The sequence below is a fragment of the Streptomyces sp. NPDC012466 genome (assembly GCF_042955215.1).
GTDB lineage: Bacteria > Actinomycetota > Actinomycetes > Streptomycetales > Streptomycetaceae > Streptomyces.
Map to the genome: position 1 here is coordinate 442794 of NZ_JBIBEQ010000001.1, position 21268 is coordinate 464061.

21 protein-coding genes, 1 tRNA gene and 1 pseudogene are annotated in these 21268 nt (G+C 72.7%); 10 read left to right on the top strand and 13 right to left on the bottom strand.

What is annotated here, in order from left to right; all coding sequences use genetic code 11:
• Position 1: 1 nt before the first annotated feature.
• Together ACFY9E_RS02005 and ACFY9E_RS02010 are read right to left on the bottom strand one after the other, a co-directional pair.
• Complete coding sequence (locus ACFY9E_RS02005; protein WP_390978417.1) at positions 2-1732, bottom strand: FAD-dependent oxidoreductase; 1731 nt, start codon at positions 1730-1732, stop codon at positions 2-4.
• Positions 1729-3558 (bottom strand): glycosyltransferase, encoded by a 1830-nt coding sequence (locus ACFY9E_RS02010; protein WP_390978419.1) that lies wholly within the window; start codon positions 3556-3558, stop codon positions 1729-1731. The genes ACFY9E_RS02005 and ACFY9E_RS02010 overlap by 4 nt, the downstream gene beginning before the upstream one ends.
• 177 nt (positions 3559-3735) lie before the next feature.
• Between ACFY9E_RS02010 and ACFY9E_RS02015 the strand changes: the two genes are divergently transcribed.
• Positions 3736-4623 carry an alkaline phosphatase family protein gene (locus ACFY9E_RS02015; protein ID WP_390978421.1) on the top strand — a complete coding sequence of 296 codons (888 nt, stop codon included), beginning with the start codon at positions 3736-3738 and terminating at the stop codon, positions 4621-4623.
• 11 nt (positions 4624-4634) lie between these two features.
• Here ACFY9E_RS02015 and ACFY9E_RS02020 read toward each other — a convergent pair whose 3' ends face one another.
• Entirely contained in the window at positions 4635-5720 is a 1086-nt protein-coding gene (locus ACFY9E_RS02020; RefSeq protein ID WP_390978423.1) for a GNAT family N-acetyltransferase, read from the bottom strand.
• Positions 5704-6825, bottom strand: coding sequence for a phosphotransferase (locus tag ACFY9E_RS02025; protein ID WP_390978425.1), 1122 nt, complete (start codon positions 6823-6825; stop codon positions 5704-5706). The genes ACFY9E_RS02020 and ACFY9E_RS02025 overlap by 17 nt, the downstream gene beginning before the upstream one ends.
• 162 nt (positions 6826-6987) lie before the next feature.
• Here ACFY9E_RS02025 and ACFY9E_RS02030 point away from each other — a divergent pair, with 162 nt between their 5' ends.
• A complete protein-coding gene (locus ACFY9E_RS02030; protein ID WP_390978427.1) occupies positions 6988-7716 on the top strand; it encodes a TetR/AcrR family transcriptional regulator C-terminal domain-containing protein in 729 nt (242 codons plus the stop codon).
• Here the strand turns inward: ACFY9E_RS02030 and ACFY9E_RS02035 are convergent.
• The 3 genes from ACFY9E_RS02035 to ACFY9E_RS02045 all read right to left on the bottom strand — a co-directional run bounded on the left by ACFY9E_RS02035 (position 7682) and on the right by ACFY9E_RS02045 (position 9755).
• Entirely contained in the window at positions 7682-8506 is an 825-nt protein-coding gene (locus ACFY9E_RS02035) for a DUF427 domain-containing protein (RefSeq protein ID WP_390978429.1), read from the bottom strand. The two genes, ACFY9E_RS02030 and ACFY9E_RS02035, sit on opposite strands and share 35 nt — an antisense overlap.
• Positions 8507-8562: 56 nt before the next feature.
• Positions 8563-9546: an aldo/keto reductase gene (locus tag ACFY9E_RS02040; RefSeq protein ID WP_390978431.1), complete on the bottom strand. Its 984-nt coding sequence runs from the start codon at positions 9544-9546 to the stop codon at positions 8563-8565.
• A gap of 135 nt (positions 9547-9681) precedes the next feature.
• Positions 9682-9755 (bottom strand) — tRNA-Pro (locus tag ACFY9E_RS02045).
• Positions 9756-9853: 98 nt separating this feature from the next.
• Here ACFY9E_RS02045 and ACFY9E_RS02050 point away from each other — a divergent pair.
• The 3 genes and pseudogenes from ACFY9E_RS02050 to ACFY9E_RS02060 all read left to right on the top strand — a co-directional run bounded on the left by ACFY9E_RS02050 (position 9854) and on the right by ACFY9E_RS02060 (position 12635).
• Entirely contained in the window at positions 9854-10393 is a 540-nt protein-coding gene (locus tag ACFY9E_RS02050; RefSeq protein ID WP_390978433.1) for a DUF309 domain-containing protein, read from the top strand.
• Positions 10394-10493: 100 nt separating this feature from the next.
• Positions 10494-11264: a precorrin-6A synthase (deacetylating) gene (gene cobF, locus ACFY9E_RS02055; protein WP_390978435.1), complete on the top strand. Its 771-nt coding sequence runs from the start codon at positions 10494-10496 to the stop codon at positions 11262-11264.
• 81 nt (positions 11265-11345) lie between these two features.
• Positions 11346-12635: pseudogene (locus ACFY9E_RS02060) on the top strand (MFS transporter).
• Here ACFY9E_RS02060 and ACFY9E_RS02065 read toward each other — a convergent pair.
• Complete coding sequence (locus ACFY9E_RS02065) at positions 12632-13372, bottom strand: cobalt-precorrin-6A reductase (RefSeq protein WP_390978437.1); 741 nt, start codon at positions 13370-13372, stop codon at positions 12632-12634. The pseudogene ACFY9E_RS02060 and the gene ACFY9E_RS02065 sit on opposite strands and share 4 nt — an antisense overlap.
• 133 nt (positions 13373-13505) lie before the next feature.
• Here ACFY9E_RS02065 and ACFY9E_RS02070 point away from each other — a divergent pair, with 133 nt between their 5' ends.
• On the top strand, positions 13506-14306 hold the full coding sequence (locus tag ACFY9E_RS02070; protein WP_390978439.1) for an HAD-IIA family hydrolase: 801 nt from the start codon (positions 13506-13508) through the stop codon (positions 14304-14306).
• On the opposite strand, the gene ACFY9E_RS02075 is transcribed toward ACFY9E_RS02070, so the two are convergent.
• Positions 14292-15065, bottom strand: coding sequence for a TSUP family transporter (locus tag ACFY9E_RS02075; RefSeq protein WP_390978441.1), 774 nt, complete (start codon positions 15063-15065; stop codon positions 14292-14294). The two genes, ACFY9E_RS02070 and ACFY9E_RS02075, sit on opposite strands and share 15 nt — an antisense overlap.
• Positions 15066-15158: 93 nt before the next feature.
• Positions 15159-16346: an acetyl-CoA C-acyltransferase gene (locus ACFY9E_RS02080; RefSeq protein WP_390978443.1), complete on the bottom strand. Its 1188-nt coding sequence runs from the start codon at positions 16344-16346 to the stop codon at positions 15159-15161.
• Between the two features lie 174 nt (positions 16347-16520).
• On the opposite strand from ACFY9E_RS02080, the gene ACFY9E_RS02085 reads away from it, so the two are divergent.
• The 4 genes from ACFY9E_RS02085 (at position 16521) to ACFY9E_RS02100 (ending at position 18321) form a co-directional block, all read left to right on the top strand.
• Positions 16521-16778: a WhiB family transcriptional regulator gene (locus ACFY9E_RS02085; protein ID WP_390978445.1), complete on the top strand. Its 258-nt coding sequence runs from the start codon at positions 16521-16523 to the stop codon at positions 16776-16778.
• On the top strand, positions 16775-17251 hold the full coding sequence (locus tag ACFY9E_RS02090; RefSeq protein ID WP_390978448.1) for a ferritin-like domain-containing protein: 477 nt from the start codon (positions 16775-16777) through the stop codon (positions 17249-17251). The genes ACFY9E_RS02085 and ACFY9E_RS02090 overlap by 4 nt, the downstream gene beginning before the upstream one ends.
• A gap of 74 nt (positions 17252-17325) precedes the next feature.
• Positions 17326-17670 (top strand): DUF3140 domain-containing protein, encoded by a 345-nt coding sequence (locus ACFY9E_RS02095; RefSeq protein ID WP_390978450.1) that lies wholly within the window; start codon positions 17326-17328, stop codon positions 17668-17670.
• Positions 17671-17673: 3 nt separating this feature from the next.
• The gene (locus ACFY9E_RS02100) at positions 17674-18321 is read left to right on the top strand and encodes an endonuclease (RefSeq protein ID WP_390978452.1); all 648 of its coding nucleotides are present in this window, start codon (positions 17674-17676) and stop codon (positions 18319-18321) included.
• Between the two features lie 11 nt (positions 18322-18332).
• On the opposite strand, the gene ACFY9E_RS02105 is transcribed toward ACFY9E_RS02100, so the two are convergent.
• From ACFY9E_RS02105 to ACFY9E_RS02115, 3 genes are read right to left on the bottom strand one after another with little or no spacing between them, the layout of a single operon-like run.
• Positions 18333-19022: an SDR family oxidoreductase gene (locus tag ACFY9E_RS02105; RefSeq protein ID WP_390978454.1), complete on the bottom strand. Its 690-nt coding sequence runs from the start codon at positions 19020-19022 to the stop codon at positions 18333-18335.
• Positions 19019-19900, bottom strand: coding sequence for a cupin domain-containing protein (locus ACFY9E_RS02110; RefSeq protein WP_390978456.1), 882 nt, complete (start codon positions 19898-19900; stop codon positions 19019-19021). The genes ACFY9E_RS02105 and ACFY9E_RS02110 overlap by 4 nt, the downstream gene beginning before the upstream one ends.
• Positions 19897-21258, bottom strand: coding sequence for an amidohydrolase family protein (locus ACFY9E_RS02115; protein WP_390978458.1), 1362 nt, complete (start codon positions 21256-21258; stop codon positions 19897-19899). The genes ACFY9E_RS02110 and ACFY9E_RS02115 overlap by 4 nt, the downstream gene beginning before the upstream one ends.
• Positions 21259-21268: the final 10 nt, after the last annotated feature.

Sequence of the window (21268 nt, forward strand, 5' to 3'; positions counted from 1 at the left end):
GCTACCGCCGTTTTCCGGCCGTCACGGCAGCGGTGAGGCGGCGGGCGGCGAAGCCGGTGCCGGTGACGAACCGCAGCAGTGGCCCGAAGCTCGGGGCCGCCGCGAGCCCGGTGAAGTACAGGCCGGGCGTCGACGACTCGAACCCGGAGGTCAGCACCGGCGCTCCGGCGAAGACGCGCAGCGACTGCCGCAGGCCCGGATCGAGAAGGTCCAGGCGCCGAACGTCGACCCGGTAGCCCGTGGCGGCCAGGACGTGGTCGACCACGATGTCCTCCGGCCGGCCGTGCTCGTCGAGCAGCCGCAGCCGGACCGCCCCGTACCCCGGCTCGGCGGCGACCAGGGTACGGCCGCACAGCACCGGGAACCGGCCCGCGGCCCGCTCCTTCAGCCACCAGGCGCCGGACGGTCGCGGTACGGCGCGCAGCAACTCCATGCGCAGCGGCGCGGGGAGGCGGCGGTAGGCCGCCCCGCTCCGGCAGACGGCGCCCAGCAGCGGGCGCCCGCTGCCGAGCGGTGAGCCTGGCCCCGGCGACCGGGAACGGTCGCCCGCGCCGTTCGGCGGCGGGGGGTCGAAGACCACGGACGGCGTGCGGGCGACGACGGTGGGGTGGGCCTGCGCCTCGTGCAGCAGGGTCGCGCACTCGAGAGCGGACTGCCCGGCCCCCAGGACGGCCACGCGCTCTCCTGTGAAGCGGCGCAGATCTCGGTGCCGGCTGGTGTGTGAGGCGAGCCCTTCCTCGGCACACGCCCGCAACGCCCGGGGGACGTAGGCGTAGGGCACCGCGCCGGTGGCGAGCACCACGGAGGCGGCGAGCGGTTCCTCACCCGTGTCGAGGAGCAGCCGGAAGCCGCCCTCGGCGGCGCGGATCCGGCGCACCCGGCGCGGCTCCAGTTCGGACACCAGGTGCTCCTGGAACCAGCGTCCGTAGTCGATGTACTCGGCGATCGGCACCGGGCGGTGGTCGCCGGCCCCGTCCAGGCCCCGTGCGGCGCGGAAGTCCGCGAGGGCGTACCCGTGCCGTGGGGCGGCGATCGCCGAGGCGGCCGGGACGGTCCGCAGGAGCATGCCGTCGGGCATGTGGGCACGCCACGACTCCATGGTCTGCCCGAAGACCCGCAGCCGTACGCGGGCCGCTTGCAAGTGGCAGGCGGTGGCCAGGCCGTAGGGTCCGGCTCCGACGACGGCGATGCCGACCCGGTCGCTCGGCGGGGCGGGGCCCCGTGGCCGCGCGGGCGGTTTACCGGGTGCCGTCGGTGCGGTGGCGCCCGGCTCGTGCGGTGTGTCCGGCGCGGGCCGGGTGCCGGGGGACGGCGGCGCGTCGTACGGGGCGGTGGGCCGCGGTCGGGGCCGGCGGCTGCCCGGTGCGGGCAGCAGGGCCAGGAGGGACGTGATGACGGCCAGGGTGACGATCACGCGCGTGGTGGTGAAGGAATCGCTGAGGTAGAACGGCTCCACCGCGAGGACACCCAGGCACAGGCTGAGCGCCACGGCCAGGAACGCGGTCTCCACGACCAACGGCCATCCCCGCTCGTGCCAGGGCGTGGGCCTGGCCCACCGCGTGGCCGCGGACCCCGGGCACAGCAGCAGGAACACGCAGATGACCAGAAGCCGCGGGACACCCCCGTCCGGCAGGGTCAGGGTCGCGGCGAGGGCGAGCCAGCCGGACAGCGCGAGCGCGATGCGCAGCGGCCATCTCCAGCGCGGCGGAAGGGTCGTGGAGAGGGTGGTCATGACGCCTCTCCCGCGTCGGGGTTCTGGTAGCGGAAGACCACCGCGTCCTGGTTGCGGAACACCCGCACGAATCCCCAGGTCTCCGACATCGCCCGGTCCATGCGCTGCATGGTGTCGGCGGGCAGGCTGCCGTTGAGGTAGCACTCCGCGGCCTGGGCGCGGCTCAGCACGATGTACGCCGGTTCGCGCACGGTCGCACCGTCGATGAACGGCTCCAGACCCTCGATCGGGTCCTCCACCAACCGTTGCCGGACCTCGATGTCCTGTTCGTTGAGCTGGATCCGCGGATGCTTGTCGTAGTTCATCTCCAGGCCGGGCACGTCCGACGTGAGGGAGACGATGAGGGACCCGGGAGGCGTGGTGGCCGTGACGAAGTGGGTGGCCGACACCTCCTCCTTGGTGAAGTAGTTGGCCGACTCCTTGCCGTAGTAGCCGAAGAGCAGCCCGCCCAGCATCGCCAGCAGCAGCGGGGCGACCATGAACACGCGCAGCCGCGGATGTCTTCGCGGCTCGAACAGCAGGGCCGAGATGAGCAGGGCGGCGGCGGGCAGCGCGAACAGGTAGGCGCGGAAGATCATCTCGCCGCCGTAGGAGTTCGCGATCAACACCGGCAGGGGCGCCAGGACGAGCAGCGGCAAGCCGGTGCGGCGGGTCCAGCGGCGCCTGACGAACGCCAGGGCCGCCAGCAGGAAGACGGCGGCGGACAGACTCCGGTCGATCCATGAGACCTGCACCTGCCCGGGTGCGGCGGTGCCCAGGGTGGCCAGCCCGGAGACCACGTTGGAGTCCGGCTCCAGCAGCGCGCTGACGAACTCGCTCAGATTGGCCGAGACGAAGGGGCGCGCGACGGTGACGTCCCAGACCACGGTCAGCAGCACCCCGGCACCCAGCACCGGCAGCAGCACCCGCCGGTTGCGGCGCGGAAGCGACAGTGCGACCAAGGCGCTGACCATCATCAGCGGGCTCAGTGGGTGCGAGCAGACGATCACGGCCATGACCAGTACGACGAGCAGGTATCGGCCGACGGGCCATGCCCTGGCCCTGTCGCCCGGTGGCCGCTCGGCACAGGTCCGCAGCTGCCCCATCACGAGAGCGATGAGCGTGACGAAGAGCAGGAACGCGAACGCCTGGGGCGCGAAGTAGTCCTGCCCGACCCACGAGCAGGAGTAGAAGATCCAGACGGCTCCCCAGATGAGCCTCCGGTTCGTGGTCACGGCCCGGTAGATCAGGAGCAGCGGGGCGAGCAGCAGGAGGTTGTTGACGGGCGGGGCCCACACCGCGTAGCCGAGCGACGACTCCAGGCCGGTGGCCTGCACCACCAGGGCGTTGAGGTGGAAGAAGCCCGGCCACTGGTCGTAGACGTCGAGTTTCTCCGCGCCGGGCACACTGCCGCCGTTGCGGATCATGGCGTCCACGACCGCGACGTGCTTCCACGCCCAGCCGTAGCGCAGGGTGGGGTACAGCAGCGCCGGAGTGGCGTGCAGGATCGCGATCAGGCCGAGGACGTAGGCGGCGAACCAGCCGCCCCGGGTCCGCCGGTCGGACAGGGCCACGCAGAAGCCGGCGGCGAGCAGACCGAGAGCGACCCAGAAGAGCACCGGAAGCACCTGGAGCAGACCCAGGTCCGTCATGGCGTTCAGGTTCACGTGGCGCAGGGAGAGCAGCCACAGGACGAGCGCGACGGGCAGGGCCGCACGCGCCACCCACTGCAGTGCCGTGGTACGCCGGCGGCCGGGCGGCGGCGCCGGCGTCCCGCCGGGCCGCCGCGTCTCCAGGGGAGCACGCGGCGCCCACTGACCCATCGTCAGCGGCGAACGCTTGCCCATGGATATGCCTCCCGCACAGCGGGTGCGACGACCAGGCCGGGGAGCGCCGTGCGCGGCGCTCCATCGGCACACATCAGCGATCCATGCCGACCAATATGCGCCATAAGTGCTAAAAATTACGTTACTGCCCTTTGCCGCGACCGGCAGCGCGGATGGACCGACCGTCAGGGGAAAGCAGTGACCGCACGACTGATGACGCCGTCCCGGCCGGTGGGCCCCATGCGGAAGTCGCTCGTCGCCGCGTCCGCCGCCCTGGGGATGCTCCTGCCGGTCGCGGGCTGCGGCTCCTCGCAGGAGGGCGACGGCGTCCCCCGGCCGGACCACATCGTGGTGGTCGTCGAGGAGAACCGGGGTTACGAGGACATCATCGGCTCGCCCGAGGCCCCGTTCATCAACGAACTGGCCCGCAAGGGCGCCAACCTCACCCAGTTCTTCGCCATCACCTATCCGAGCCAGCCGAACTATCTGGCCCTGTTCTCCGGTTCCACGCAGGGCGTCGACAACGACTGCCCGAACGACTTCTCGTCCCGCAACCTCGCCTCCCAGCTGATACAGGACGACCTGACGTTCACCGGCTACGCGGAGAGCCTGCCGAGCGTCGGCTTCAAGGGCTGCACCAGCGGCCCCTACGTACGCCGGCACACGCCGTGGGTGAACTTCACCAACCTGCCGGACTCCGTCAACCGGCCTTGGACGGACTTCCCGAAGGACTTCTCGGACCTGCCGGACGTGTCCTTCGTCATCCCCAACCTGGACAACGACATGCACGACGGGGGCATCAAGCAGGGCGACGCCTGGCTCCGGGAGAACCTCGGGGACTACGCCGAGTGGGCGATGTCCCACAACAGCCTGCTGGTGGTCACGTGGGACGAGGACGAGGGCGGCGAGGACGAGGACAACCACATCCCGACCGTCGTCGTCGGCGAGCGGGTGAAGCCGGGCGACCACAATCAGCCCAACAACCTGTACGGGCTGTTGCGCACCATCCTGGACGCCTACGACCTGGACCCGCTCGGCCACAGTGACGAGGCCGAGCCCCTGGACATCTGGAAGGACGGCGGCTGACCGGGGCCCGGTCAGGCGTCCTGGAACCGGATCACGCGCTTGACGGCCGTGCGCAGCCCCCGCTCGGCCGAGGAGACGGGCAGCCGTTCCCGCCAGTAGCGGGGGGACGATCGGCCCACCGCCCCGAAACCGGCCTTGAAGTGCTCCAGCGAGGAGCCCGGGGCCGATTCCCCCAGGTCGAAGATCCGGCAGCCCTGCTCGCAGGCCTCCTCCATCGCCAGCCGGTACAGCAGCGGGGTGGCCCGGACCGGATGAGCGATGTCCCGGTTCATGGCGGCCCGCCAGAACTTGGCGTGCGGGCCGTGCCGCAGGACGACGATGGACGCGGCGGGCTCTCCGGCGCTCCGGGCCACCCAGATCGCGCACGACGCGCCGAACCGTGCGGCCACCGCCGCGAGCCGCCCGGTGGGGAACTCCCGCCTCCTGCGCCACCGGGCCAGCGCCAGCGGTTCGTGCTGTTGTGCGGCCCAGCGCTCGATGGACTGCTCGTACAGCTCCTGGAAGACGGGCACCAGGCGGCCGGAGCGGTCCACCTCCACGTCTAGGTGCGCCTTCTCGGCGCGTTTGACGTCCCGCCTGACCCGCGTATGGAAGCGGTTCTGCCACAGGGCGCCGAAGCCGCCGTCGAGGTCCACCGCCTGCGTCATGTGGGGCTCCAGCCGGAAGACCCCCGGGGCGGCCCGCTCCCACAGCTCGGCGCCCTGCGGCCGGAAGCGCACACCGACGCGCAGGGCCGGCAGGCGCGCCAGATCGTCGAAGACCGCCCGAGCCTGCTCGGGCCCCACGCCGTCGGGTGTCACCGGCCCGCCGATCCCCCAGCCGGCCGGCCAGGACTCCTCCGCGTCGAGGCGGCGCACACGCCTGGCCCTGCCGACGAGCGGCAGCACGATCCGGCTGCCGTCGGGAAACCGGTACAGCCGGCTGGCGTCTCGGTACGGTCCGGTGGCGCACAGGCAGTCGAGCCAGGCGGGCGTCTGGGTGACGCATGTGTCCGGGTCCCGCGCGACCAGGTCCCACCAGGAGGCGTGCGGGGCCGGAGTGGTGACGTGCGCGGGACCGGCCACGGTGTCGATCAGGAGCTCAGCGGGTGCGTTCACGGCGTTCTCCTGGAGACGGTGTGCTCCGGACGGTCGGGTCCACCGCCCCTCGACCTCGGTCCGCCGACACCTCCCCTTCGAGTGCGAGCACCTCGCCGAGCACGGACACGACGTTGTCGGCGACCCACCGGTTGCTGCGCGCATAGCGGGCCGACTTCTCCAGGTTCCCTGCGACATGCCACAACCAGGTCAGCAGGGTCACGGCCGTTTCCGCTCCGGCGCCGGGGGCCAGGGCCCGTACCCCGGCGAGCAGCCGCCGGTCCTCGGGCATGAGGGAGGCACGCCGCACCACATCGGCCACGACACCGCCGAACTCCCGTCCGGTGAGCTGGTGCCGCATGGTCAGCACGAAGGTGTGGCAGTCGAGCAGGGAGGGGCCGTCCGGCACCGCGCCCGCCCAGTCGATCACCCCGGAAAGGGTTGCCCGGCCCTCCGCCAGCAGCACGTTGCCGGGGTGGAAGTCTCCGTGCGTCCAGCCCACCAGCAGCCGGCGCCCGGCCAGCTCGCGCTCCACCAGTTCACGCACGGCCACCAGGGCCCGGGCGCCCTCCCCGTGGCGGCACCAGCGGACCTCCTCGGCGAGGACGGCCAGCCGGGGTTCCACCCACCCGGCCAACCTGGCCGTCACCTCCTCCGTCCACCCGGTGGCGCGATGCAGTTCGCGGATCACCGCGAGGGCGGACTCGGTGACCCCGCGGGCCAGCCCCGGGGAACGCCGGAGCACCGCATCGGCCTCGACGCCGGGCAGGCGGTTCTCCACCACCAGGGGCAGCGGCCCCTCCAAGCGGCGCTCCTCGACCACCGGAAGCAGCCGCCGCCAGGCGCCGAGCCGCTCGTCACGGGCCAGCCGCCGTACCGCCTCGCACTCGTGCGCCAGCGAGACGGTCGCGCGTGGGCTACGGGGATGCTTGACCATGGCCGGCGAGCCGCCGTCGTCGAGCTGGAAGACCAGGAGATCGGAGAAGGTCCGCCGGGGCCGGTGCGGGGGGCCGTCGGCGCCGAGCGAGTGCGTGAGCCTGCGCGCCACCCGCGCGTCGGCGGGACGCGTCAGGAGACCGGCGGGCCGCAGCGGCAGGAGACCTCTCAGCTCCTCGGTGAACGTCATCCGGCACTTCCCTTCAGCCAGATGCCCGGAAATGCCTCATATCGTCTCTTTTCATCTTCGAGGCCGCTCGGCTGAGGTGCGACTCGGCACGGATCGTGTATGTGTACGTCGTAGAGGAGCCGGCTCCGTCGGCTCCCCCCTTCCGCACACCGAGGAGGCGGCATGGCGAACGGCCGTGAGCCACGCGAGGCCCGCCGCGCCAGCGACCGCGGCCGGTACGGCCGGCTGAACCGGGAGCGGGTGCTGGCCAGCGCCCTGGCGCTGGTGGACCGTGAAGGGCTCTCGGCGCTCAGCATGCGCCGACTCGGCACCGAGCTCGGCGTGGAGGCCATGGCGCTCTACCGGTACGCGTCGAGCAAGGACTCCCTGCTCGACGGGCTGGTCGAGGCGCTGTACCTGGAGCTGGAGGAGCGGCTGGCCACCGACGCGGACGAGGATCCCGACTGGAGGGCGGGGCTGCACCGGATCGCCCGGGCGACCTACGACGTGTGCCTCACGCACCCGCAGGCGGTGCCGCTGCTCGCCACGCGCCTGCTGGCGGTCCCGCTGGCCCGGCGGCCCGCAGCGGTTCTGCGCGATCACGAGAGGGTGCTCACCCTGCTGCGCGGAGCCGGTTTCGACGAGGCGGCCTCGGCCGAGGTGTTCCGCGCCTTCACCGCCTGGTTGCTGGGCTATGTGTCCGTGGAGCTGCGCCCGATGGTGGACAACCCGGACGAGACCGATCCCGCCTTCCGTCTCGGGCTGCACCGGCTGTCCGCGAAGGAACTGCCGACCCTGCGGGAGACGGCAGCGGCGCTCGCCGAGCGGGGCGGTCCGCAGGGCCTCGCGGCCGGGCTGGATGCCCTGCTCGACGGCTTCACGAGCGGCTCCCCGTCCGCAGCATCCGGCTGAACGGCGTGTCCGGGCGCTCCAGGCGCTCGCCGTCCAGGGTGATGTCGACGACCTCGTTGAAGAAGGCGACGCGCCCCTGCACCGCCTTCACCGCGGGCAGCGGCTCCGGGTAGCTCCAGAGGATGTTGGGCGGCACCTCGCCCCCGCCGCCCCAGGACCAGTACTCGGCGGTGCCTTTGTAGGGGCATCCGGTGTGGTGGCCGGTCGCGTCGAACAGGTCGAGCCGGACGTCCTCGCGGGGGAGGTAGTACCGCGTGGGCAGGGAGGTCTCGAACAGCAGGACGGGGGCGTGGCTGTCCGCGACGGTCCGCCCGTCGATCTCGACCCGCACATGGCGGCTGCTGGGCAGCGCGTCGACGCGTTTGTGCGGGTCGCGGGGGTGGATGAAGATCTCCTCGTCCTCCTCGTACCAGTGGTCGAGACCCGTGTCGGCGCGCAGGAACCACTCGAAGGCGATGTGGCCGGCCAGGTCGTCGGCGGGGAACGTCCAGGCCGCGTTCTCGCGCACCTCGCCCTCGGCGTCGAGGTCGTAGAAGGTCCGGGAGCCGGTGTGGGTGCCGGTGGGCGGGCTCTTCGCCGGGCGGAGGAGGTCGGTGCGGACGTCCTCGCGCGGGAAGGCGTACTGCGGGACGGGCAGATGGGGCTCCCAGACGAGCACCGGGTGCCGGCTGTCGACGACGGTGACGTCGCCCTTGCGGCCGCGCACCCAGCGCTCGCTGGGTTCCCACAGGAGGCCTTCGGGGGTGGTCCTGATCGAGCGTGCGGCGGGGTGGGCCGGGTGGGTGGTCATGGCCGGTGCTCCCTCCGGAGGTCCGGATGCCGGTTCCCCTCCACGGTCCCACGGTCTCAGTGCGCCGCGTCCAGCCGGGCGCGCTGCTCCGGCGTCAGTTCCAGGTCCACCGCCGCCAGGTTCTCCTCCAGCTGGGCCACCGACGAGACCCCGGCCAGCGGCACGACGGGCAGTTCGCCGCCGATCTGCCAGGCGAGCACGACCTGGTTGACGCTCGCACCGGTCTCGCGGGCCACCTCGCGCAGTGCGGCCAGCCGGGCCGGGGTGCCGGGGTGGTCGAAGTCGGCGGGCAGCCGCTCCGGGCGGACGTAGGCGCCCTTCAGCAGCGGCGAGTACGCGACGAGGGTCAGGCCCGGCTCGGCCCTCAGATAGCCGAGCAGGTCGGGACCGGCGTGGCCGAGGCTGCCGTCCGGGAAGAGGTCGTCGGGGACGTCGGTGCGGGGGCGCAGATGGGTGTGCGCGTACTGAAGGACCTCGTAACCGGGCAGTCCGGCCGCGGCAGCGAGGGCCCGGGCCCGCTCCACGCGCCAGACGGCGTGGTTGCTCACGCCGAGCAGCCCGACGGTGCCCTCGGCCACCAGCGCGGCGAAGCCCTCGACGGTCTCCTGGAGCGGGACGGCGTGGTCCTCGATGTGCGCGTACAGCAGGTCCAGCTTCGCCAGGCCGAGCCGCTCGCGGCTGCGGTCGGCGGACTCGCGGATCACCTTCGCGGACAGGCCCTCGGGGTTGTCGGTGTAGCTGGTGCCCGGGGCCAGGGGGCGGGCGCCGAGTTTGGTCGCGATGACGATCTCGTCGCCGACGCCGCGGCTGCGCCGCCACCGGCCGAGGAGCTCCTCGCTCTGACCGCCCTGGCCTCCGTCCGTCCAGAAGGCGTAATTGTCGGAGGTGTCGATGAAGTTCCCGCCGGCTTCGACGTAGCGGTCGAGCAGGGCGAAGGACGTCGCCTCGTCCGTCACCGAGCCGAACAGCATCGTGCCGAGCGCGAGGACGCTCACCTGACGGCGGGTCGTGGGGTCCGTGCCGATCGTGCGGTACTTCATGGGTGTCGCTCCCTCCCGCGTGCTCCGGCTTTCGGGCACGCAGGGGAGTCTGCGTCCTGGAGCGCTCTCGAGGTCAAGGGCGTACGCAAAGGAGAAGGGCCCCGCAGGTATCGGCCTGCGAGGCCCTTCGCACCGTCGGGACGACAGGATTTGAACCTGCGACCCCTTGACCCCCAGTCAAGTGCGCTACCAAGCTGCGCCACGTCCCGGTGCGCGCCACCCGCGGTGAACCGCGTGATCGCGCGAACAGCACTTTACCCCACACCCCTGGCCGCGCCGAAAGCGGGCCGGGCGGGACAATCGGCGTATGGGCAGCACTGGAGAGACTCACTCGGGCCGGACGGGCGGCGCACGCGACCGCGACAGTGAGGGGCGGGCGCGCAACGCCCGGCCCCGGGACGGTCTCGGGCGGCCCCTGCCGTACGGCACCGACGGTGTGCCCCGGCAGCCCGAGGGTGTCGTCCGGGTCCCGGAGGAGACCGTCGCCGAGGCGCAGCGGCTGCTGGACGAGGGCAAGCCGTTCCACGCGCACGAGGTCTTCGAGGACGCGTGGAAGTCCGGGCCGGACGAGGAGCGCGAGCTGTGGCGTGGCCTCGCCCAGCTGGCCGTGGGGCTCACGCACGCCGCCCGCGGCAACCTGACCGGCGGGGCCCGGCTGCTGCGGCGCGGGGCGGGCGCGGCCGAGGCGTGGGCGGCCGGCTCCGGGCTGGCGCTGCCGCACGGGATCGACGTGGGGAGCGTGGCCGCGTGGGCGCGGGAGCTGGCGGGAGACGTGGAGCGCACCGGCCGCCCGGTGGACGCGGCGGTCCGGGCACCCCGGCTGCGGGGCGCGGCAGCCGGTCGCTGACGCGACGGCGGCGACGCCGACCACGCCTGGACGGCCGGCACCAGCCCCCGACCCCCACCGCGGTGAACCCGCCCACACCCCCGTGCGGCACACTCGGGGCGTGCGAAAGATTCATGTCATCGGTATCGGTGCGGGCGACCCCGACCAGCTCACCCTCCAGGCCGTCAAGGCGCTGCGGAGCACGGACGTGTTCTTCATCCTGGAGAAGGGCGAGGTGAAGGCGGACCTCACCGGGTTGCGCCGGGACATGCTCGACGCCCACGTGCCGCAGGGAAGCTACCGCGTCGTCGAGGCGCGTGACCCGGAGCGGGACCGGAGCGCCGGCGGTGCGGCGTACTCCCCGGCCGTCGGGGACTGGCGCAGCGCCCGCGCCGACATCTACGAACGGCTGATCACCGAGGAGCTCGGCGAGGAGCAGACCGGCGCGTTCCTGGTGTGGGGCGATCCGTCGCTGTACGACAGCACGCTGGGAATCCTGGAGGAGGTGCTGGAGCGGGGCGCCGTGGCCTTCGAGTACGACGTCGTGCCCGGCATCAGCAGTGTCTCGGCGCTGGTCGCCCGGCACCGGACAGGGCTCAACCGCGTCGCCCGGCCGGTGCAGATCACCACCGGCCGACGGCTCGCGGAAGGGTTCCCGGAGGGCGTGGACGACGTGGTGGTGATGCTCGACGCCCACCAGACCTTCCAGCGGTACGCGCAGGAGGACGTCCACATCTACTGGGGCGCCTACATCGGCACCCCCGACGAGATCCTCGTCTCCGGGCCGATCGCCGAGGCGGCCCCCCGCATCGAGCGGTTGCGGGCCGAGGCCCGCAAGCGCAAGGGCTGGATCATGGACACGTATCTGCTGCGCCGGCACCCCCGCGACTGACGTGACTGGCGGGCACGTCAGCGGGCACCCGTGCGGACGTTCTGGCATGCGCATGTAGCCCACAGGTGTGAAGGTGACGACGTGACCGTCGTGGAGGAAACCGCCCCGCCCGTCTCCCAGCCGCCGGTGCTGGACGCCCGTCGCCGCAACGTCGTCTTCGTGACGATCATGCTGGGCATGTTGCTCGCGGCCCTCGACCAGACCATCGTCGGCACCGCCCTGCCGACCATCGTGTCGGACCTGGGCGGGGCGGATCACATGTCGTGGGTGGTCACCTCGTATCTCCTCGCGGAGACCGTCGCGACCGTGCTGGTCGGCAAGTTCGGCGACCTGTTCGGCCGCAAGGTGGTCTTCCAGGTCTCGGCTGTCGTGTTCATCACGGGCTCGTTCCTGTGCGGTCTGGCCACCGACAGGATCCTGGCCACGAGTTGGGGCGGCAACCAGTACGCGTGAGGCTCGGGGGTGATCATCGGGCTGTTCGTGGGCGGCGTCCTTGCCCTCGCCCTGTTCTGCCGGGTGGAGACCCGGGCCCGTGAACCGATGCTGCCCATGCGGCTGTTCACGAACCCGGTGTTCACCGCGCTGGCCCCCCACCTCCGCGACGGGGTGGCGCAGGCGGCGCGGACCGGGGATCTGGACCCGGCGGCCCTCGGCCGCGCGGCGACCAGCCCCGAAGGTGTGCACGAGCTGCCGTCGGCCGCGGCCGCCCCGATCGTCGGCGCCTACGCCGACACGCTCCAGACCGTGTTCCTGTGGACGGTGCCGGTCGCCGCACTGGGCTTCCTGGTCGCCCTGTTCCTCAAGCAGGTCCGGCTGCGCGACACGGCGCGCACGGGGTCGACCGACATGGGCGAGGGATTCGGGTCGCCGAGCGGCGCGGACTCCCGACGGGTACTGGAAGCCGCCGTCGGCAAGATCATCGGGAGCACGGATCCGGACACCGCGCGGCGGATCGTCCTGGAGTCCGACACCCGGCTCGACGTGGCCGGTGCCTGGGCGGTGATGCAGGTCGAGCTGTTCACGCGCATGGCCGGGCACGCGAGCCTCGGGCTGATCGCCGCGCGGCGCCGGCTGCCGCCGGAGGTCCTGCTGCCCGTTTTCGAGCGGATGGTGGAGGAGGGCTTCCTGACCCGCGACGGCTCCATGCTCTCCCACACCGAGGCGGGTGCTCGCGAGGCGGCGGTCCTCACCCGGGCCTGGGCCGCCTGGCTGGAGGACCGCCTCGGACGGGACATCGGCCGCCCCTCGGACAGCGACCTGCGCGTGGCGGTCGACGCGATCGCGAAACGGCTGCTGGTGGAAGACCTGAGCCAGGGACTGCCGCACAGTCCGGAGAAGTCCCTCACGGCCGCCTCGGTGTCAGCGCCCTAAGACATCCCCAGCCGTTCCAGCACCCCCTCCACATCGGGTACGGCCGTCACACCGTCCGGCAGCGGCGGCCGCCGTACGACCACGACCGGCAGGGCGAGGTCCCGGGCCGCCGTCAGCTTGGCCGCCGTCGCCGCTCCGCCGCTGTCCTTGGTCACCAGGACGTCGACGCGGTGCTCGCGCAGCAGGGCCGTCTCGCCGGGGACGGTGAAGGGGCCGCGCGCGAGGAGCACGTGGGTGTCGGGCGGCATCGGCGGCTCGGGGGGATCCACCGACCGTACGACGAAGTGGAGTCCCGTCAGGTGGGCGAAGGAGGCCAGGCCGAGCCGCCCCGTGGTGAGGAGCACCCGGCGGCCGAGACGCGGAAGCAGGTCCGCGGCCGCGTCCAGTGAGGGGACCGGGTGCCACTGGTCCCCGGGCCCGGGCCGCCACCCGGGGCGGCGGAGCACCACGGCGGGCACGCCGGTCTCGGTCGCGGCACGGGCCGCGTTGGCCGTGATCGACTCGGCGAAGGGGTGCGTGGCGTCGACGAGCGCGTCCACGCCCTCCTCCCGCAGCCACCGGGCGAGTCCCCGGGTCCCGCCGAAGCCCCCGACGCGCACCTGTCCGTCCAGCGCGCCCGGCTCGGCGACCCGCCCCGCGAGGGACGTCGTGACGCGAATGCCGGGGCGGGTGGCCAGCGCGGCGGCCAGGGCGCGGGCCTCGGCCGTGCCGCCGAGGATCAGAACGTGAGGGGACACGGCGTCGAGCCTACGAGGTCCGGACCGGCCGCCGGCGGGACGGGGGCCGACGGGTGAACGCGGCTCCGGGCCGTGCCCCGTCCCGCTCACGACCCGACCGGCGAACACCGCTCCGGGTGGTTATCGTCCTGGCATGGAGTCCGTGCGTGCCGTGCTCGTGGACATCGACGGGGTGCTCACCGTGTCGTGGCGGCCGCTGCCCGGGGCCGTAGCGGCGTTGCGGGAGATCCAGGAGGCGGGGCCGGCCGTCCTGCTGGTCACCAACACCACCTCCCGCACGCGGGCGTCGATCGCCGGGACGCTGGCCGAGGCGGGGTTCCCGGTGTCCGCCGAGGACATCCTGACGGCGCCCGCCGCCACCGCCGCCTACCTCGCCGAGCACTGCCCCGGCGCCCGGTGCGTGCTGCTCAACAGCGGCGACATCGCGGAGGACCTCGACGGTGTCACCGTCGTCGAGGCGAGTGACACCGAGACCGTGCCGGATGTCGTCCTGGTCGGCGGGGCCGGCCCCGAGTTCGGCTACGCGGCGCTCGACCGGGCGTTCGGCCATCTGCAGCGCGGGGCCCGGCTGGTGGCGATGCACCGCAACCTGTACTGGCGTACGGCCGAGGGGCTGCGGCTGGACTCCGGGGCGTTCCTGGCCGGGCTGGAGCGGGCCGCGCGGGTGGAGGCGGAGATCACCGGCAAACCGGCGCGGGCGTTCTTCGCGTCGGCGCTCGCCCGGCTGGGCGTCGGCGCGGGCGAGGCGGTGATGGTCGGGGACGACGTCGAGTCCGATGTGCTGGCGGCGCAGCGGGCCGGGATCACCGGGGTGCTCGTACGGACCGGGAAGTTCCAGCCGGAGACGCTGCGGGCCGCCGACGGCACGCCCGACCACGTGATCGACTCCTTCGCGGACCTTCCGGCGCTGCTGCGGGAGTCAGCGCAGCAGTAGTTGCAGGCCGCCCACGACGGTCGCCGCGATGACGAGCTGCTCGAACAGCCGCTGGTTGATCCGGTGCACGGCCCACTTGCCGAACAGCGCGCCGGGCACGACGAACACCACGAGCGCCAGGTCCAGGAGGAGCGAGCGGCCGTCGATCAGGCCGAGGCCCGCGCTGAAGGGCAGCTTGGAGACGTTGACGATCAGGAAGAAGAACGCCGATGTGCCGAGGAAGCCGAGCTTGCGGAAGCCCGCGGAGAGCAGGTACATCGACATCACGGGGCCGCCCGCGTTGGCGACCATGGTGGTGAAACCGCCGAGGACGCCGTAGGACCGGGCCTTGAGCCGGCCCGAGCGGGTGGTGACCGACTCCGGCTCCTCCTCCGTGCCGGCCGTGCGCCGCCGCCACACCGTGACGGCCGCCATCAGCAGCAGGATCGCGCCGATCGAGGTCCGTACGATCGCGTCGTCCGCCCAGATCAGGAACACCGTGCCGACGACGACGCCCGCGGCGACCGCCGGGAACAGCCGCCACAGCGTGGGCCAGTGGGCGTGCCGCCGGTAGGTGGCGACGGCCAGGAGGTCTCCGGCGATCAGGATCGGCAGCAGTACGCCGGTGGAGGCGCGAGCGGGCAGCACCGCCGCGAAGAGGGCGAGGCTGACCGTGTTGGCCCCGCTCACGGCGGTCTTCGAGAAGCCGACGAGCAGGGCCGCGAAGGCGAGGACGGCGAACTCCCAGCCGGTGATGTGCCAGAGCGTCATGGTGTTCATGCGAGCACTGATGCTATGTGCAACGAACAGGTGCCCGTAAGCGCTGTCTCGCCTGGTGGGCGCGCTGAGGCCGTCGGGACCGTCCGGCTGTCGCTAGGACCGTTCGACGAGGACCGCGCTCCCCTGCCCCACCCCGACGCACATCGTGGCCAGGCCGCGCCCGGCCCCCGTGCGCCGCATCCGGTGGAGCAGCGTCGTCAGGATGCGGGCGCCGGAGCAGCCCAGGGGATGGCCGAGGGCGATGGCGCCGCCGCTGGGGTTGACCAGGTCGGGGTCGATGCCGAGCTGGTCGACGCAGGCCAGGGCCTGGGCGGCGAAGGCCTCGTTGAACTCGGCCTCCTCCAGGTCGCCGACGCTCCAGCCGGCGCGGGTCAGGACCTTGCGGGTGGCGGGGACGGGGCCGATGCCCATGACGTCGGGGTGGACTCCGGCGGAGGCGCCGGCGACGTAGCGGCCCAGGGACTCCAGGCCCAGCTCGTTCAGGGCGTCCTCGCTGACGAGGAGGAGACCGGCGGCGCCGTCGTTCATCGGCGAGGCGTTGCCCGCGGTGACGGTGCCGCCGTCACGGAAGACGGGCTTCAGCCGGGACAGCTTCTCGTACGAGGTGTCCTCGCGGACGCATTCGTCGGTGTCGACGACCACGCCGTCGGGGCGTTCCACGGGCAGGAGTTCGTCGTCGAAGTGACCGTTCTTGCGGGCCAGGGCGGCTCGTTGGTGGCTGCGCAGGGCGAAGTCGTCCTGGCGTTCGCGCGGGATGCCGTACCGCGTGGCGACCTCCTCGGCCGTCTCGCCCATGGCCAGCAGGCCGTGCAGTTCGCGCATCGCCGGGTTGACCAGGCGCCAGCCGAGGCGGGTGTCGACGGTTTCCATGCGGTGCGGCAGGGCCTCGTCGGGGCGGGGCAGGACGAAGGGGGCGCGGCTCATCGACTCGGAGCCGCCCGCGATCACGATGTCGGCCTCGCCGGCGGCGATGGTGCGGGCCGCCGTGGTCACGGCCTCCAGGCCCGAGGCGCACAGGCGGTTGACGGTGGCGCCGGGCACGGAGTCGGGGAGGCCGGCGAGCAGCGCGGCCATGCGGGCGACGTTGCGGTTGTCCTCGCCGGCCTGGTTGGCGGCGCCCCAGTAGACGTCGTCGATCCGGGCCGGGTCCAGCGCGGGCGCGCCGGCGACCAGGGCGCGGACGACGGTCGCGGCGAGGTCGTCGGGCCGTACCGAGGAGAGGGATCCCCGCAGTTTGCCGATGGGGGTGCGGCGGGCGGCCGCGAAGTGGACGGGACGCACGAGAGGCTCCTCACACCGCGCATTAATTAGCACTGCTAGTTTCGGACTATAGACCTTCACCCCGCCGCTTGTGAAGATTCTGCGCCTCGCGGGGTTCCCTGCAGGTCATATCGCAGGCCGGACGCCCCTCATGCGTCACGTTTGCACCAGTGCGCCCGGGGCACCCGCGCCGTCATGGAGTGGTTGCGGAGCGCCGCCTGCGTGGACGAGGACCCCGAGTTGTTCTTTCCCGTCGGCACCGCCGGCCCCGCCCTGCGCGATACGAGTGCCGCGAAGCGGATCTGCGCGCGCTGCCCGGTGACCGACCAGTGCCTGAGCTTCGCGCTGGGCAACGGTCAGGCCTCGGGCGTATGGGGCGGCACCGGTGAGGAGGAGCGCGACGCACTGCTCCGCACGACCAGGAACGACGCGAGAAGGAGAAGCGCCCTATGACGGCTGTGAGGAGCACACTGCCCGACGACGCCCGCAAGGTCTCCTGCGAGGCGCTCCAGGACACCCTGGTGGATCTGCTCGGGCTCTCGCTGGTCGGGAAGCAGGCGCACTGGAACGTCGTCGGACCGCGGTTCCGGTCCATCCACCTCCAGCTCGACGAGGTGGTCACGGCGGCACGGGACTTCGCCGACACCGTGGCGGAGCGGTCCGCCGCGCTGGGCGTCCCGCCGGACGGCCGCCCGGAGACCGTCGCCAAGGCGTTCACGCTGCCCGCCCCCGCGGAGGGCTGGGTGCGCGACTCGGACGCCGTGCAGGTGATGGTGGACGCGCTGCAGGAAGCGGTGGGCCGCCTGCGCGAGCGCATCGACACGACCGAGAAGGCGGACCCGGTCACCCAGGACCTGCTGATCGGCATCACCGCGGAGCTGGAGAAGCAGCGGTGGATGTTCGACGCCGAGAACTTCCCCCGCTGATCCGCGGACTCCCCCCCGCTGACCCGCGGCGGGACGGCACAGAGCATCCGACGTACGTACGGAAGGGGCAGGCGATGACCGACGCCCTCGAACTCGACGCGCTGTGGGAGGACTTCCACCGCGTGGTGAACATGACCTCGCAGGAACTCGCGGCCTGGCTGCGGGTCCGCGACGCCGACGAGGCCACCGAGCCGCTGCCGGACCAGGCGGGCTCGCCCACCGGGCAGCACGTCCTGGCCATCCTCCAGAAGCGGCGCACCGACCTGACCGAGGACGACCTGCGCGTGATGCGGAAGGTCGTGGACACGGTCACCGAGCAGGTGGACCTGGAGAACGAGCCCGAGCCCGAGGTGACGGCCGAGGACACCCGCCGCCGGCACCGGCTGATGACGGTCGGGCACGACCCGCTGAAGGGGTAGACCGTGGGCCGCCAGGAGCGCGTCGTACGGGAACTCGTCGGCGCGCACGGCCGGACGTACGCCGAGGAGGCGGGCATCGGGCTGAAGGACACCCCGCAGCCGCTGTACCGGCTGCTGGTGCTGTCCCATCTGCTCAGTGCCCGCATCCGCGGCTCGATCGCGCTGGCCACCGCCCGTGCCCTGTACGAGGCGGGGCTGCGCGATCCGCGGCGCATGGCGCGAGCCTCCTGGCAGGAGCGGGTCGACGCGCTGGGCCGGGGCGGCTACCGGCGCTACGACGAACGCACGGCCACCCAGCTCGGTGACGCGGCAGAGCTGCTGAACGACCGGTGGGGCGGCGATCTGCGGCGGCTTCGCGGGGAGGCGGACGGCATGGTGCCCGAACTGAGCCGCCTTCTCCAGGAGTTCCCGGGCATGGGCCCGGCCGGAGCCGGCATCTTCCTGCGCGAGGCGCAGGGCGTCTGGCCGGAGGCCGCCCCCTACCTGGACGCCAAGGCCCTCCAGGGCGCCGAGCGGCTGAACCTGCCGACGGAGCCGAAGCGCCTCGTCGCACTGGCCGGGGACACCGACCCGGCCGTCCTCGCCGCCGCGCTGGTACGGGCGGCGGTGGACAAGGGCGTCGCCGAGGACACGCTCAGCCGCGCCCGGTGACCGGCACCCCCTCACCCGAGCAGCCAGCCCCCGTCCACGGTGAGTTCCACCGCGTTGACGGACCGGTTGCGCAGCAGGAAGTCCACCGCGTCGACCACGTCCGCCATCGCGGCGAGCCGCCCCGTGGGTGTCTCGGTGCGCAGCGCGGCGAGCACCTTCTCCGGTTTGGCCTGCCAGTACGGGCTGTCGCCCACGATTCCGGGATGCACAACGTTGACCCGGACGGGGGCGAGCTCGACGGCGAGGGAGTTCATCAGCCCCCGCACCCCGGCGTTGACCGTCGCCACCGTCGTCGCTCCCGGGTAGGGGCGCTCCTTGGCCTGGCCGCCGAACAGCACGATGGCGCTGTCGTCGTGCAGCCGGGCGCGCAGCGTGTGCACGACCTCGGTGTAGCCGACGAGCTTGAGGGTGACCAGGCGCAGGGCCGCGTCGATGTCGTACTCGGTCACCTTGTTGTCGTCCCGGGAGACGCCCGCGATCACCAGGTGGTCGACGCGGCCCATGTCGGCCAGGGCCGCCGCGATCTCCATCGGCCGGGCCAGGTCGACGGCCAGTCCGCGGGCGCCCACCTCCTTCGCGACCACTTCGGCCCGCTGGGTGTCGCGGCTGGTGAGAACGACGTCGTCGCCCTGCCCGGCCCGCGCCCGGGCGAACTCGAGCCCGATCCCCGATGTTCCGCCGACGACGAGCACACTGCTCATGACTTCTCCTCCAGTGCCGCGCGCAGGTAGTCCCAGTCCCGCGTGAACCGGTACGAGTGCCGTGACGGCGGTTGCGGCGCCTGTGTCTCCAGCCAGCGCAGCGGTCCCTGCCCCGCGTTGCCGAAACCGTGCACGCATCCGGCGCCCGCCCAGGCCAGATCGCCGGGCTCCAGCCGGTACCGCTCGCCGTCGAGGGTGGCTTCCGCCACGCCCTCCAGGATCAGATACGTCTCCTCGAAGGGATGGTCGTGGGTGCCGATGACCCCGTCGGAGGCGTACTGCACCATGAACATCGTCGAGGCGACCGCGCCCAGATCGCCGTCGATCATCATCTTCACCGTGATCCCGCTGTAGACCAGCAGCGCGGTCCGCATGCTCGCCGTGGCCGCCAGCAGATCCTGCGACTGCCTGGCGGGATCCATCTGGTCGGGCTCGAAGTGGCCGAAGGAACGGGTGCGCGGATCGCGCACGTCCACCCGGGCCGGCCGGCGCGCGGGCAGGTCCGGTACGGCCTGGGTGTCGTGTCCGTAGCGGGCGCGCGGCACCGGGGCCAGCATGTCCGCCCAGCGGCCTGCGGTGCTCCCGGCCCCGCGCCAGGCGTGGGGAACACCGGTCGGCAGCAGGCCGTAGTCGCCCGCCTCCAGCAGGCAGGAGCCGTCCGGCACGTCGAGGACCACGGCTCCGTAGAGGACGTGGAAGGTCTCCTCGTACGAGTGCACGTGCGCGGGCACCCGGCCGTCCGGGAGCAGTTCGCACAGGCCGAAGCCGGTGTGGACGCTGCCGTCCTCCTCGCCGACCAGCGCCCGGCGCCGGTGACCGTGTCGGTCGTAGGGCGGGTCGGTCAGGCCGGCGGCGTGGCGCACCAGGTGATTCGTCATGCCGGTGCCTTCGCGCCCTTGGTCTCCTTCGCCGCGAGGAGCCGGTCGCGGGACTCGCCGACGAGCCGCAGGGCGCGTGCGGTGTCGCCCAGGAGCCTGCCGTCGCGCTTGCGGAGCACGCCGTCGACGAGGACGGTGTCCACGTTGGAGACGTCGGCGCACAGCGTCACCGCGGCGACTGCGTCGTGCACGGGGGCGACGTTCGGTGCGGTGGCGTCGATCGCGACGATGTCGGCGCGCTTGCCGGGGGTCAGGGAGCCGGTGCGGTCCTCCAGCCCGGCGACGTGGGCGCCGTTGACCGTGGCGATCTCCAGCATCTGACGCGCTGTCAGCATGGTGGCGGGGACCGGCATGTTGGCCTGCCAGCAGTCGGCGTTGACACGGGCGCGTTCGGCGCCGAAGGCCGCGCGGATCTGGGTGAACATGTCGCCGGGCACGGTGGTGACGACGTCGATGCTGAGCGAGGGCCGCAGACCGTGCTCGATCGCCTGCATCACGGGTGGCCAGCCGTGCCCCATCTGGAGTTCCACCTGGGGCGCGATCGATACCGTGCCGCCGCTGTCGGCGACCATCCGCCACTCCTCGCCGCTGAGGTGGCAGCTGTGGACATAGGTGGTGTCGGGGCCGAGGAGTCCCAGGCCGTGGAGTTGCCTGACCATGCCGAAGCGGCCGGCGAGCCGCCCCATGGCCACGTGCACCGTGATGGGGAGGCCCAGTTCGCGCGCCAGGGCCCACTCGGCGGTGACGACCTCGTCGACGCAGAAGCCGGGGCCGCGGGTGGCGAGGCCCATGGTCAGCAGGCCATCGTCGGACGCGAAGTGCGTCGACCGGATCCGCCGTACGTCGTCCGCCGGAATGGCGATCCTGCTCTCGAACCAGTAGTCCGCGAGGGAGGTGTTGGCGCTGCCGTACGCGTACTGCGCCCGGATGCCGGACTCCGTCAGGCCCTGGATCGCCGCGTCCGGGTGCTCGGGGGTGTTGTTGATGTGCGACCAGTCGACGAGGGTGGTGATGCCGGCGTTGATGCACTCCAGCGCGCCCGCGAGGTTGCCGGCGTAGACGTCCTCGGGGGTGTACAGGGGTGCGAAGGTGTCGAGGACGTCGACGAAGTAGTCGTCGAGGGTGGCGTCGGGGGCGACGCCCCGGATGGGGGCCTCCCACGTGTGGCGGTGGGTGTCGACGAAGCCGGGGATCACGAGGTGCCCGGTCATGTCGAGGACCTCGGCGTCGGCGCTGATCTCGGGCTCGACGGCCGCGATCCTGCCGTCCTCGACCAGGACGTCCCCCTGGGGCAGGTCCCCGATGTCGGGGTCCATCGAGATCACGTGACCGGAGCGCAGCAGTGTCCTGGTGGTCATCGCGCTTCCT